Source organism: Streptomyces sp. NPDC048420, assembly GCF_040651535.1.
Lineage (GTDB): Bacteria > Actinomycetota > Actinomycetes > Streptomycetales > Streptomycetaceae > Streptomyces.
Genome location: NZ_JBEZKG010000008.1, coordinates 154,306 through 167,147 on the forward strand (window position 1 = coordinate 154,306; position 12,842 = coordinate 167,147).

11 protein-coding genes and 1 riboswitch are annotated in these 12,842 nt (G+C 67.8%); of the genes, 10 read left to right on the top strand and 1 reads right to left on the bottom strand.

Annotation, left to right across the window (positions count from 1 at the left end; translation table 11 throughout):
* Positions 1-160 precede the first annotated feature (160 nt).
* From coxB to AB0D34_RS16150, 4 genes are all read left to right on the top strand, one after another.
* Positions 161-1,120 (top strand): cytochrome c oxidase subunit II, encoded by a 960-nt coding sequence (coxB, locus tag AB0D34_RS16135; RefSeq protein WP_362661923.1) that lies wholly within the window; start codon positions 161-163, stop codon positions 1,118-1,120.
* Positions 1,117-2,859: a cytochrome c oxidase subunit I gene (ctaD, locus tag AB0D34_RS16140; RefSeq protein ID WP_362661925.1), complete on the top strand. Its 1,743-nt coding sequence runs from the start codon at positions 1,117-1,119 to the stop codon at positions 2,857-2,859. Before coxB ends, ctaD begins: the two co-directional genes overlap by 4 nt.
* Positions 2,856-3,254: a cytochrome c oxidase subunit 4 gene (locus AB0D34_RS16145; RefSeq protein WP_362661927.1), complete on the top strand. Its 399-nt coding sequence runs from the start codon at positions 2,856-2,858 to the stop codon at positions 3,252-3,254. The genes ctaD and AB0D34_RS16145 overlap by 4 nt, the downstream gene beginning before the upstream one ends.
* A gap of 131 nt (positions 3,255-3,385) precedes the next feature.
* A complete protein-coding gene (locus tag AB0D34_RS16150) occupies positions 3,386-4,648 on the top strand; it encodes an Ig-like domain-containing protein (protein ID WP_362661929.1) in 1,263 nt (420 codons plus the stop codon).
* Positions 4,649-4,725: 77 nt separating this feature from the next.
* Here the strand turns inward: AB0D34_RS16150 and AB0D34_RS16155 are convergent, their stop codons facing one another.
* Positions 4,726-5,127, bottom strand: a complete 402-nt coding sequence (locus AB0D34_RS16155; protein WP_123760214.1) for a response regulator transcription factor — start codon at positions 5,125-5,127, stop codon at positions 4,726-4,728.
* A gap of 145 nt (positions 5,128-5,272) precedes the next feature.
* Between AB0D34_RS16155 and AB0D34_RS16160 the strand changes: the two genes are divergently transcribed.
* The 6 genes from AB0D34_RS16160 (at position 5,273) to AB0D34_RS16185 (ending at position 12,797) form a co-directional block, all read left to right on the top strand.
* Positions 5,273-5,893, top strand: coding sequence for a heme-copper oxidase subunit III (locus tag AB0D34_RS16160; RefSeq protein ID WP_266565888.1), 621 nt, complete (start codon positions 5,273-5,275; stop codon positions 5,891-5,893).
* Positions 5,894-5,953: 60 nt separating this feature from the next.
* Positions 5,954-6,763: a c-type cytochrome gene (locus AB0D34_RS16165; protein ID WP_362661931.1), complete on the top strand. Its 810-nt coding sequence runs from the start codon at positions 5,954-5,956 to the stop codon at positions 6,761-6,763.
* Positions 6,760-7,815 (top strand): Rieske 2Fe-2S domain-containing protein, encoded by a 1,056-nt coding sequence (locus AB0D34_RS16170; RefSeq protein WP_362661933.1) that lies wholly within the window; start codon positions 6,760-6,762, stop codon positions 7,813-7,815. Before AB0D34_RS16165 ends, AB0D34_RS16170 begins: the two co-directional genes overlap by 4 nt.
* Complete coding sequence (locus AB0D34_RS16175) at positions 7,812-9,449, top strand: cytochrome bc complex cytochrome b subunit (RefSeq protein ID WP_362661935.1); 1,638 nt, start codon at positions 7,812-7,814, stop codon at positions 9,447-9,449. Before AB0D34_RS16170 ends, AB0D34_RS16175 begins: the two co-directional genes overlap by 4 nt.
* 603 nt (positions 9,450-10,052) lie before the next feature.
* Complete coding sequence (gene trpD, locus AB0D34_RS16180) at positions 10,053-11,117, top strand: anthranilate phosphoribosyltransferase (protein ID WP_362661937.1); 1,065 nt, start codon at positions 10,053-10,055, stop codon at positions 11,115-11,117.
* A gap of 72 nt (positions 11,118-11,189) precedes the next feature.
* Positions 11,190-11,306, top strand: a riboswitch (SAM riboswitch).
* A 129-nt stretch (positions 11,307-11,435) separates the two neighbouring features.
* A complete protein-coding gene (locus AB0D34_RS16185; RefSeq protein ID WP_362661939.1) occupies positions 11,436-12,797 on the top strand; it encodes an aminotransferase class V-fold PLP-dependent enzyme in 1,362 nt (453 codons plus the stop codon).
* Positions 12,798-12,842 lie beyond the last annotated feature (45 nt).

A 12,842-nucleotide genomic window follows, 5' to 3' on the forward strand; every position in this document is an offset into this window, starting at 1 on the left:
ACCCCGTAGGCACCCCTCCCGCTGAACCCCCGGAGAGCGTCGGCTAGGGTTTGGTCCGCATAAACATCCAAACCCCTGCCCGACGCAGGGCGGCGACCGACCACCGAAGAAGGCAGGCCGCAGCCAACACGCGCGGGCGAGACTCTCGGGAAGGCGCTACGTGAGTCCCAACGGCTCCGACCGCTCGCCGCGGCGCCCGATGCGGCGGAAGCTGCTGCAGGCAATGACCGCGGGCCTGGTCCTGGCGACCGCCACCGGTTGCACATACAAGGACTTCCCCCGCCTTGGTATGCCCACCCCGACCACGGAAGAGGCTCCGCGGATCCTCTCCCTCTGGCAGGGTTCCTGGGCAGCCGCGCTGGCCACCGGCGTGCTGGTGTGGGCCTTGATTCTGTGGAGCACGATCTTCCACCGGCGCAGCCGGACCAAGGTCGAGGTTCCTCCGCAGACCCGGTACAACATGCCCATCGAGGCGCTGTACACGGTGGTTCCGCTCGTCATCGTCTCGGTCCTCTTCTACTTCACGGCCCGCGACGAGTCGAAGCTGCTCAGCCTCAAGAAGCAGCCCGACGTCACCATCAACGTCGTCGGCTACCAGTGGAGCTGGGCGTTCAACTACATCGAGCCCGTCGCGGGCTCGACGGGCGACGCGAAGACCGACAAGAACCTGGACGCGATTCCGACCCGGTTCAAGGAGGACTTCCCGGCGAACGCCGGCGGTGTCTACGACTTCGGCACCCCCGCCACGCGGAACCCGCAGACCGGCAACCCCGGCCCGACCCTCTGGCTCCCCAAGGGCAAGACGGTCCGCTTCGTCCTCACCTCGCGTGACGTCATCCACTCCTTCTGGGTGGTGCCGTTCCTGATGAAGCAGGACGTCATCCCGGGCCACACCAACGCGTTCGAGGTGACCCCCAACAAGGAGGGCACCTTCCTCGGCAAGTGCGCCGAGCTCTGCGGCGTCGACCACTCCCGGATGCTGTTCAACGTGAAGGTCGTCTCCCCCGAGCGCTACGAGCAGCACCTCAAGGACCTCGCGAAGAAGGGGCAGACCGGTTACGTTCCCGCGGGCATCGAGCAGACCGCCCACGAGAAGGACCGGGAGACGACGAACCTGTGAGCATCCTCAACGAACCCCAGGGTGCCGCGGCAGCAGGGTCCCACTACACGGACGAGCTGCCGCTCCGGCGCCAGAACCGCGGCAGTGTCGTGATCAAGTGGCTCACCACCACTGACCACAAGACCATCGGCACGATGTACCTGGTCACGTCGTTCGCGTTCTTCCTCATCGGCGGCGTGATGGCGCTCTTCATGCGCGCCGAGCTGGCCCGGCCGGGTCTGCAGATCATGTCGAACGAGCAGTTCAACCAGGCGTTCACGATGCACGGCACGATCATGCTGCTGATGTTCGCGACGCCGCTGTTCGCCGGCTTCACCAACTGGATCATGCCGCTGCAGATCGGCGCGCCCGACGTGGCGTTCCCGCGGCTGAACATGTTCGCCTACTGGCTCTACCTGTTCGGCTCGACGATCGCGGTGGGTGGCTTCCTCACCCCGCAGGGCGCGGCCGACTTCGGCTGGTTCGCCTACTCCCCGCTGTCGGACGCGGTCCGCTCGCCGGGCGTCGGCGCCGACCTGTGGATCATGGGTCTGGCCTTCTCCGGCTTCGGCACGATCCTCGGTGCGGTCAACTTCATCACCACGATCATCTGCATGCGCGCGCCCGGCATGACCATGTTCCGCATGCCGATCTTCGTGTGGAACGTGCTGCTGACCGCGGTGCTGGTCCTGCTCGCCTTCCCCGTCCTCGCCGCCGCGCTCTTCGCGCTGGAGGCGGATCGGAAATTCGGGGCACACGTCTTCGACGCCGCCAACGGCGGAGCGTTGCTGTGGCAGCACCTCTTCTGGTTCTTCGGCCACCCAGAGGTGTACATCATCGCCCTGCCGTTCTTCGGCATCATCTCCGAGGTCATCCCGGTCTTCTCCCGCAAGCCGATGTTCGGCTACATGGGTCTGATCGCGGCGACCATCGCGATCGCGGGTCTGTCCGTGACGGTGTGGGCGCACCACATGTACGTCACAGGCGGCGTACTCCTCCCGTTCTTCTCCTTCATGACGTTCCTCATCGCCGTCCCGACCGGCGTGAAGTTCTTCAACTGGATCGGAACGATGTGGAAGGGGTCCCTGAGTTTCGAGACCCCGATGCTCTGGGCCACCGGCTTCCTGATCACCTTCACCTTCGGTGGTCTGACCGGTGTCATCCTGGCCTCGCCGCCGCTGGACTTCCATGTCTCGGACTCGTACTTCGTGGTGGCGCACTTCCACTACGTCGTCTTCGGCACCGTCGTCTTCGCGATGTTCTCCGGCTTCCACTTCTGGTGGCCGAAGTTCACCGGCAAGATGCTCGACGAGCGGCTCGGCAAGATCACGTTCTGGACGCTGTTCATCGGCTTCCACGGCACCTTCCTGGTCCAGCACTGGCTGGGCGCCGAGGGCATGCCGCGTCGTTACGCCGACTACCTGGCGGCCGACGGCTTCACCGCCCTGAACACGATCTCGACGATCAGCTCGTTCGTGCTCGGCCTGTCGATCCTGCCGTTCCTCTACAACGTGTGGAAGACGGCCAAGTACGGCAAGCCGGTCGGCGTCGACGACCCGTGGGGCTACGGCCGCTCCCTGGAGTGGGCGACCTCCTGCCCGCCGCCGCGCCACAACTTCCTCACCCTGCCGCGGATCCGCAGCGAATCCCCGGCGTTCGACCTGCACCACCCGGAGATCGCCGCTCTCGACCAGCTCGAGAACGCCGGTCACGGTGAGAAGGCTCTGGCCGGCAACGGCGGCAAGGAGGCCGGCAAGTGAAGATCCAGGGACGGATGTTCATCTGGCTGAGCGTCTTCATCCTCGTCATGGCGATCGTCTATGGCGTGTGGTCGAAGGAGCCGGCCGGTACCACCGCGCTCTTCCTGGCCTTCGGCCTGTCCATCATGATCGGCTTCTACCTGGGCTTCACGGCCAAGCGGGTGGACGCCGGCGCGCAGGACAACAAGGAGGCCGACGTCGCGGACGACGCCGGTGAGGTCGGGTTCTTCAGCCCGCACAGCTGGCAGCCGCTCGCCCTCGGCGTCGGCGGCGCCCTCGCCTTCCTGTCGGTCGCGATCGGCTGGTGGCTGCTGTACTTCTCGGTGCCGGTGATCATGATCGGCCTGTACGGCTGGGTCTTCGAGTACTACCGCGGTGAGAACCGCACCCAGTAGCACGAGCGGAGCTCAACAGGAGCCCGGACACTCCGTCAGGAGCGTCCGGGCTCCTGCGTTTGCCGCAAGAGTGATCACTCGTACGAGTCACCCGGCGTGCCGCAGTTGACTTCGCTTCCTAGCGTGAAGTCATGAACCACACACCGCGAACCCGCACCGTCGTCAGCTGCACGATGCTGGTGATCGCCTTCGGCATAAGCACCTCAGCCTGCGGGTCTGACGGGAACCCGCTGGCGGCCACGCCGTACGACGCGGCGGACCAGATCGCCTTCAACGCCCCCTCGGGCGACGGGAAGAAGGTCGACCCGGACAAGCCCCTGGAGGTCACCGCCGAGGACGACGACGGCCGTATCACCGACGTCACCGCCACGGACGCCACGGGCCGCCATGTGGCGGGCGAACTCTCCGCCGACGGCACCCGCTGGCGCAGCACCTCCGCGCTGGCCGCAAACGCCCACTACACGGTCCGGGTGAGCACCGAGGACGAGGACGGGGCACCCGGCCGCAAGGTCCTCGACTTCGACACCAGCAAGCCCCTCGGCAAGAAGCGCCTGAACGTCACCTTCGGCCCCAAGTCGGGCACCTACGGCGTCGGCCAGCCCATCACCGCCAAGCTGGACAGACCCGTCAAGGACAAGGCCCAGCGGGCCGTCGTCGAGCGCGCCCTCAGGGTCGACTCCACGCCCGCCGTACCGGGCGCCTGGCACTGGGTGGACGACAAGGAGCTCCACTACCGCCCCAAGGAGTACTGGCCCGCCCACGCCACGATCCAGGTCCGCAGCGACCTGGAGGGAATCAAGATCGGCGACCGGCTCTGGGGCGGCAAGGGCAAGCCCCTGAAGCTGACCACCGGCGACCGCATCATCGCCGTGACGGACGCCTCGTCCCACTCGATGACGGTCTACAAGAACAACGAGGTCATCAAGAAACTCCCGGTCACCACCGGCAAGCCCGGCTTCGACACCCGCAACGGTGTCAAGGTCGTGCTGGGCAAGGAGTACTTCGTACGTATGCGCGGCACCAGCATCGGCATCGCCGAGGGCTCCTCGGAGTCGTACGACCTCCCGGTCTACTACGCCACCCGCGTCACCTGGAGCGGCGAGTACGTCCACGCCGCCCCCTGGTCGGTCGGCTCCCAGGGCTACGCCAACGTCAGCCACGGCTGCACCGGCATGAGCACCGCGAACGCCGAGTGGTTCTTCGAGACGGTCCACGAGGGCGACGTGGTGAAGGTCGTCAACTCCGACGGCAACACCATGGAGCCCTTCGGCAACGGCTTCGGCGACTGGAACCTCGACTGGAAGAAATGGCGCGACGGCAGTGCCCTGGTGGCCGGCACCCCGGACGCCCCGAGCGCAGATCAGACGGCAAGGCTGCGACCCACGTCAGTGTGACCTGCTCAGGGGCGCGGGGAACTGCGCGACCAGCCACAACGGACCCGCAGCCGCCCGCGAACCGCAGAACCGAGCCCCTAGGCGCTCAAGGCCTTCCGATCCCGCAACAAAGAAGCCAGCGCGGAAGCGAACTCCACCGGATCCACCGGATGCGTCACCGCACCCTCGGCCCGGCTCCACGTCGCCAGCCACGCATCCTGCGGCCGCCCGATCAGCAACAGCACCGGCGGACAGTTGAACACCTCGTCCTTGATCTGTCGGCACAGCCCCATGCCCCCCATGGGCACGGCCTCGCCGTCAAGGACACAGACGTCGATCCCGCCCCTGTCCAGCTCCTTCAGCACGGCCGCCGGAGTAGCGCACTCCACGAACTCCACCACGGGGACATCGGGAGCGGGCCGACGCCCGGTCGCCAGCCGAACTTGCTCGCGGGTGTTGGAATCGTCGCTGTAGACCAGCACCGTGGCGGTCGGCTGCATTGTTCCTCCGTGACGTCAGCGTCGTAAGGACAGGCCCGTTGGCCCGGATGCTACTCCCTTGAACACCACGTCAACACCGGTCTGGAACAGGGAGACACTCCGAACGGCACCCCCCGGGGTGAGGGCGGGATAAGCGACCGACATAATGTCGGTCGTGGCGACAGCAACGACAGTAGAAACCGGGCACGCGCACCCGTCGGTCAACCGGCCGAACCTCACCAGCGTCGGAACCATCATCTGGCTGAGTTCCGAGCTGATGTTCTTCGCGGCCCTCTTCGCGATGTACTTCACCCTGCGATCGGTGACGGGTCCCGACCACTGGAAGGAAATGGCGTCCAGCCTGAACTTCCCGTTCTCGGCGACGAACACCACGATCCTGGTGCTCTCCTCGCTCACCTGCCAGCTCGGCGTCTTCGCCGCCGAGCGCGGTGACGTGAAGAAGCTCCGGGGCTGGTTCATCATCACCTTCATCATGGGCGCGATCTTCATCGGCGGTCAGATCTTCGAGTACACGGAGCTGGTGAAGAAGGACGGGCTCTCCCTGTCCTCCGACCCGTACGGCTCGGTGTTCTACCTGACCACCGGCTTCCACGGCATGCACGTGACGGGCGGCCTCATCGCGTTCCTGTTCGTTCTCGGGCGTACCTACGCGGCCAAGAGGTTCACCCACGAGCAGGCGACCGCGGCGATCGTCGTGTCCTACTACTGGCACTTCGTCGACGTCGTCTGGATCGGCCTCTTCGCCACGATCTACATGATCAAGTAGCCGGGCCCGCTCCCGACATCGCAAGCATCGACGCAGAAGATCCTGACACCGGGGTAATCCGTGAAAAAGCTCTCCGCACGACGACGCCACCCGCTGGCGGCGCTCGTCGTCCTACTCCTCGCGCTGGCATGCACCGGGGGGCTGTACGCCGTGTTCGCGCCCGCGAGCAAGGCGCAGGCAGATGAAACCGCCCAGTCCCTGGCCATCGACGAGGGCAAGAAGCTCTTCGCCGTAGGCTGCGCCAGTTGCCACGGCACCGGCGGTCAGGGGTCCTCCGACGGTCCGAGCCTCGTGGGCGTGGGCGCCGCGGCCGTCGACTTCCAGGTCGGCACCGGCCGTATGCCGGCCCAGCAGCCGGGCGCGCAGGTCCCGCGCAAGAAGGTCATCTACACGCAGGCCGAGATCGACCAGCTGGCCGCGTACATCTCCTCGCTGGGCGCCGGTCCGAGCATCCCGACCGAGGCGCAGTACGGCCCCGACGGTGCCGACATCGCCAAGGGCGGCGAGCTGTTCCGCGACAACTGCACGCAGTGCCACAACTTCACCGGCAAGGGTGGAGCGCTGACGCACGGCAAGTTCGCGCCGGACCTCGAGGGCGTCGACCCGAAGCACATCTACGAGGCCATGCAGACCGGCCCGCAGAACATGCCGTCGTTCCCCGACACCACGCTGTCGGAGCAGAACAAGAAGGACATCATCGCGTACCTGAACGCGGTCAACGGCGACGACACCGTGAGCCCCGGCGGCCTTGAGCTGGGCGGTCTCGGCCCGGTCTCCGAGGGCCTGTTCGCCTGGATCTTCGGCCTCGGCGCGCTGATCGCGGTCGCCGTCTGGGTCGCCGCTCGGACCGCAAAGGCCAAGAAGTCATGAGTAGCCAAGACATTCCAGAAGAGAACCTGCCCGCAGAGCAGGACGCGCACGGCGCGGTAGGCGTCGCGGACGAGGAGAACCCGTTCGCCGACCCCGGTCTGCCGCCGCACGAGCACCGGGTGCAGGACATCGACGAGCGGGCCGCCAGGCGGTCCGAGCGCACGGTGGCCATGCTGTTCACGGTCTCGATGCTCTCCACGATCGGGTTCATCGCCTCGTACGTGGGCATCCCCCACGACAAGTCGATCTACGTCTTCCCGATCGGTCACATCAACGCGCTGAACTTCGCGCTGGGCCTGACTCTCGGTCTCGCCCTCTTCGCGATCGGCGCGGGCGCGGTCCACTGGGCCCGCACCCTGATGTCCGACGAGGAGATCGCCGACGAGCGTCACCCGATCGAGGCGTCCCCCGAGGTCCGCGCGAAGGTCCACGCGGACTTCAAGCAGGGTGCCAAGGAGTCGGCGCTCGGCCGTCGCAAGCTGATCCGCAACACGATGTTCGGCGCGCTGGCCCTGTTCCCGCTCTCCGGCGTCATGCTGCTGCGCGACCTCGGTCCGCTGCCGGGCACCAAGCTCCGCCACACGATGTGGCGCAAGGGGCTGCTGCTCGTCAACATGAACACCGACCAGCCGCTGCGTCCCTCCGACGTCGCGGTCGGCTCCCTCACCTTCGCTAGGCCCGAGGGCCTGGAGGAGCACGACGAGGAGTTCCAGACCGAGATCGCCAAGGCCGCCCTGATGATCGTCCGGATCCAGCCGGACAACATCAAGGACAAGCGCGAGCTCGAGTGGTCGCACGAGGGCATCGTCGCGTACTCGAAGATCTGCACCCACGTCGGTTGCCCGATCTCCCTGTACGAGCAGCAGACGCACCACGTGCTCTGCCCCTGCCACCAGTCCACCTTCGACCTCTCCGACGGTGCCCGGGTGATCTTCGGCCCCGCCGGTCACGCCCTGCCGCAGCTGCGCATCGGCGTGAACGACGAGGGCTACCTTGAAGCGCTCGGCGACTTCGAGGAGCCCGTCGGCCCTGCATTCTGGGAGCGCGGATGAGCACTGAGACCACCACCGAGTCGCGCTCGCGCGACAAGGCACCGGCCGGCGAGCGCGTCGCCGACTGGGCCGACGGACGGCTCGGGATCTACTCCCTGGCCAAGTCCAACATGCGCAAGATCTTCCCCGACCACTGGTCGTTCATGTTGGGTGAGGTCTGCCTCTACAGCTTCATCATCATCATCCTCACGGGTGTGTATCTGACGCTGTTCTTCCACCCGTCGATGAACGAGGTGGAGTACCACGGCAGCTACGTCCCGCTGCAGGGACAGCTGATGTCCGAGGCGTTCAACTCGACCATGCACATCTCCTTCGATGTGCGCGGTGGTCTGCTGATCCGGCAGATCCACCACTGGGCGGCGCTGATCTTCCTCGCCGGCATGTTCGTGCACATGATGCGTGTGTTCTTCACGGGCGCGTTCCGCAAGCCGCGTGAGGTCAACTGGCTGTTCGGCTTCCTGCTGTTCGTCCTGGGCATGTTCACCGGCTTCACCGGTTACTCGCTCCCGGACGACCTGCTCTCCGGCACCGGTGTCCGCTTCATGGAGGGCGCGATCCTGTCCGTGCCGATCGTCGGCACGTACCTGTCGTTCTTCCTGTTCGGCGGAGAGTTCCCGGGCGGCGACTTCGTGGCCCGCTTCTACTCGATCCACGTGCTGCTGCTGCCGGGCATCATGCTCGGCCTGGTGGTGGGCCACCTGATCCTGGTCTTCTACCACAAGCACACGCAGTTCGCGGGCCCCGGAAAGACGAACAACAACGTCGTCGGCATGCCGCTGCTGCCGGTCTACATGGCCAAGGCCGGAGGCTTCTTCTTCCTGGTCTTCGGTGTCATCGCGGCCATCGCGGCGATCGCCTCCATCAACCCGATCTGGGCGATGGGCCCCTACCGTCCCGACCAGGTGTCCACGGGCGCCCAGCCGGACTGGTACATGGGCTTCTCCGAGGGCCTGATCCGTGTCATGCCGGGCTGGGAGATCAACTTCTGGGGTCACACGCTCGTCCTGGGCGTGTTCATCCCGCTGGTCATCTTCCCGCTGGTCCTGGTCGCGATCGCCGTCTACCCGTTCATCGAGTCCTGGGTCACCGGCGACAAGCGCGAGCACCACATCCTGGACCGCCCGCGCAACGCGCCGACGCGTACCGCCTTCGGCGTCGCGTGGATCACCTGGTACATGGTGCTGCTGATCGGTGGTGGAAACGACCTCTGGGCCACCCACTTCCACCTGTCGATCAACGCCATCACCTGGTTCGTGCGGGTCGCGTTCTTCGTCGCCCCGGTCCTGGCGTTCGTCGCCACCAAGCGGATCTGCCTCGGCCTCCAGCGCCGCGACAAGGACAAGGTGCTGCACGGCCGCGAGTCCGGCATCATCAAGCGCCTGCCGCACGGTGAGTTCATCGAGGTGCACGAGCCGCTCAGCCAGGAGCAACTGCACACGCTCACGGCGCACGAGCAGTACGCGCCGGCCGCGATCGGCGCCACGGTCGACGAGAACGGCGTCGAGCGCAAGGTGAAGGGCTCCGAGAAGCTGCGCGCCAAGCTGAGCGAGGCGTACTACGGCGAGGAAGCCCAGATCGCCAAGCCGACCGTCGAGGAGTACAGGGAGATCACGAGCGGCCACGGCCACCACTGATCGCTGCGCTCGCCACGCGCGGTAGAAGGGCCCGTCCGACACACCGGACGGGCCCTTCGCCTTGCGCCGAGCAGCGAAGGAGGCTGTGGGGGCGGGTGTGGTGGCTGGACTTGAGGTGGCGGGGTGTGGGCATGCGGGCCGGGGTCGTCTTGCCGTGCTGTGCGTGGCCACGGTGGAGGGGTGCGGTGGGGGAGGCTGTGCGGGGCTGGGTGCGGCGGCTGAAAGGGCAGGTGCTGCATGCGGGCCGGGGACGCTTGTCGTGCGGTACGCGGTCACGGTGCGGGTCGGGTGTCGTGGCCGTACCCGAGGCGGGGAGGGGTGCGTGCGGAGTGCAGGTCGGGGGCTGTTGCCGTGCGGTGGGGGAGGCTGGACAGGGTCCGGTGTCACGGCCGTCTGCGTCGTGGAAGGGCGGTCCGGCGCCCGGGTGGGGTCTGTCGCTGTGCTGGTGTAGTCGAGGCGGGGGTGGCTGTGTGGGCTCGGGTCTGATGTGGCGCGTGCGCCGGAGGCGGGAGGGTTCCGTCCGAACACCGGACGGGGCCCTTTGCCGTGGCCTGGGCTGGATAGGGTGTGAGCACACTCTGCTACGACACCTGGAGCGGCCGTATGAGCGCTGTGACCCCCGCTGGAGGCGACACCGCGGCGGGCCGTTCCTGGCCCGCCCTGCTCAACGGCCTGCTGGACGGCCGTGACCTGTCCGCCGACGACACCGCGTGGGCGATGGACCTGATCATGCGCGGTGAGGCGACGGACGCGCAGATCGCCGGGTTCGCGGTGGCGCTGCGGGCCAAGGGCGAGACCGTCGAGGAGATCACCGGGCTCGTACGGACTATGTACGAGCACGCGAACGTGATCGAGGTGCCGGGGCGGACCGTCGACATCGTCGGCACCGGCGGCGACGGCGCGAAGACGGTGAACATCTCCACGATGTCCTCGATCGTCATCGCCGGCACCGGCGCGAAGGTCGTCAAGCACGGCAACCGGGCCGCCTCCTCCGCGTCCGGCGCCTCGGACGTCCTGGAGAAGCTCGGCGTCAACCTGGAGCTGACCCCGAAGCGGGTGGCCGAGGTGGCCGAGGAGGCCGGGATCACCTTCTGCTTCGCGATCAAGTTCCATCCGGCGCTGCGTCATGTGGCCGCCGCGCGAGGGCAGTTGGGCATCCGGACCACCTTCAACGCACTCGGTCCGCTGACCAACCCGGCGAAGGTGAAGGCACAGGCCGTGGGAGTCGCCGACCCCCGTCTGGCACCGCTCATCGCCGGTGTCCTGGCCGAGCGGGGCAACTCCTCCCTCGTCTTCCGCGGCGACGACGGTTTCGACGAACTGACCACGACGTCCACGTCCCGGGTGTGGGTCGTGCGGGACGGCAAGGTCACCGAGGAGAGCTTCGACCCACGGGACGTCGGCATCGAGCTGGTCCCCGTGGAGGCGCTGCGGGGCGCTGACCCCGCCTACAACGCCGACGTGGCACTGCGCCTGCTGAACGGCGAGACGGGCCCCGTGCGGGACGCCGTACTCCTGAACTCGGCGGCCGCGCTGGTGGCGTTGGACCCGGGCGTCGGGACCCTGGCCGAGCAGCTGCGGGCCGGGATGGACAAGGCCGCGGAGTCGATCGACTCCGGGTCGGCGAAGCGGACGCTGGAGCGCTGGGTGGCCGCGAGCAACGCATAGCAGGCGGTCGCGGTCCCGCAGTTCGGACACGAGTTGCGGGACCGCGATCACGTCACGTACGTTCCTGTACCAGGTCATGAGTGACAGTCATGAGGCCCCGGCCGACTGTCCGGCAACCCTCCGTCCGTGGCGGGGTGCCCCGGGTGAAGACCAGGCCGTGAGCAGCGAGGTTCACGGCAAGCGCGGGCCCCTCTCGAAACCAGGGGTCCTGGTCGTTCGAGGGAGTCTTCCGTGAGCAAGCGAATGCGATAGGGCCGCCGAGCCCCGCCTCCGCGCACCCATCTCACCTTCACCTTTCTTTTTTCACGGGAGTCCCCCATGTCTGTCTCCACCGCTGCCTCCGCCCAGACCATTTGTGCCCAGCTGCCCGTTCTGGGGCGAGATGTCACCGTCCCGCTCGTCACCGGCGGCGAGGTCACCTACGCGGCCCTCGACTACGCGGCCAGCGCCCCCGCCCTCCAGCGCGTCTGGGACGACGTGGCGGCCTACGCGCCCTACTACGGCAGCGTCCACCGCGGGGCCGGCTACCTCTCCCAGCTGTCGACCGACCTGTTCGAGAACGCCCGTAAGACCGTCACCGAGTTCCTCGACTGCCGGGACGACGACCAGCTGATCTTCACCCGGTCGACCACCGACTCGCTCAACCTCCTCGCCGCCGCCCTCCCCGCCGACTGCCAGGTCTTCGTCTTCGAGACCGAGCACCACGCGAGCCTGCTGCCCTGGCAGGACGCCCGCGTCACCTACCTCGACGCCCCGCGCAGCCCGCGCCAGGCCGTCGAGACGCTGGAGAAGGCCCTCGCCAGCCGGGACTCCCAGGGTCCGGCCCTGGTCTGCGTCACCGGCGCCTCCAACGTCACCGGCGAGTTGTGGCCGGTCCGCGAGCTGGCCGCCGCCGCCCACGCGCACGGCGCCCGGATCGTCCTGGACGCGGCCCAGCTGGCCCCGCACCACCCCTTGAGCGTCCGTGACCTCGACGTCGACTGGGTCGCCTTCTCCGGCCACAAGCTCTACGCCCCCTTCGGCTCCGGCGTCCTGGCCGGCCGTGCCGACTGGCTGAAGGCCGCCGACCCCTACCTCGCGGGCGGCGGCGCCAGCCGCAAGGTCACCCGGCGCGAGGACGGGGGCGTGGACGTGGAGTGGCACGAGAGCGCCGCCCGCCACGAGGCCGGGTCCCCCAACGTCATCGGCGCCTACTCGATCGCCTCCGCCTGCAAGGCCCTCAACGAGGCCGGCTTCGACAGCCTGGTGGCCCGCGAGCAGCACCTGATCGAGAAGGTCCGCCAGGGTCTCGCCACCGTCCCCGAGGTCCGCGTCCTGTCGCTCTTCGGCGACGACGCCCCCCGCGTCGGCGTGATCTCCTTCGTCGTCGAGGGCTGGAACAGCTCCCACTTCGCCGCCGCGCTCTCCGCCGAGTACGGCATCGGCGTCCGCGACGGCCTCTTCTGCGCCCACCCCCTCGTCCGCACCCTCCTCGGCAGCGAACCGCAGTCCCAGGGCGAGTGCGGCGCCCCCGAGGCGGCGCCCGGCGAGAAGTCCCTGAACGCGATCCGGGTGAGCTTCGGCGCGGGCACGCCGGACGAGCACGTCGAGCGGTTCGTGAAGGCCGTGCAGGAACTGGTCGCGGACGGTGCGAAGTGGACGTACCGCACCGAGGACGGCCGCTGCGTCCCGGCCGTCTGAGGTACGGGCGTCCGCCCCGCGTATACGCTCGCTCTCGGCAGCCGT

Coding starts and splice junctions, on each gene's coding strand:
- trpD (WP_362661937.1), top strand. CDS start 10,053: ATGAGCGCTGTGACCCCCGCTGGAGGCGACACCGCGGCGGGCCGTTCC.
- AB0D34_RS16170 (WP_362661933.1), top strand. CDS start 6,760: ATGAGTAGCCAAGACATTCCAGAAGAGAACCTGCCCGCAGAGCAGGAC.
- AB0D34_RS16150 (WP_362661929.1), top strand. CDS start 3,386: ATGAACCACACACCGCGAACCCGCACCGTCGTCAGCTGCACGATGCTG.
- AB0D34_RS16160 (WP_266565888.1), top strand. CDS start 5,273: ATGTCGGTCGTGGCGACAGCAACGACAGTAGAAACCGGGCACGCGCAC.
- AB0D34_RS16175 (WP_362661935.1), top strand. CDS start 7,812: ATGAGCACTGAGACCACCACCGAGTCGCGCTCGCGCGACAAGGCACCG.
- AB0D34_RS16185 (WP_362661939.1), top strand. CDS start 11,436: ATGTCTGTCTCCACCGCTGCCTCCGCCCAGACCATTTGTGCCCAGCTG.
- AB0D34_RS16155 (WP_123760214.1), bottom strand. CDS start 5,127: ATGCAGCCGACCGCCACGGTGCTGGTCTACAGCGACGATTCCAACACC.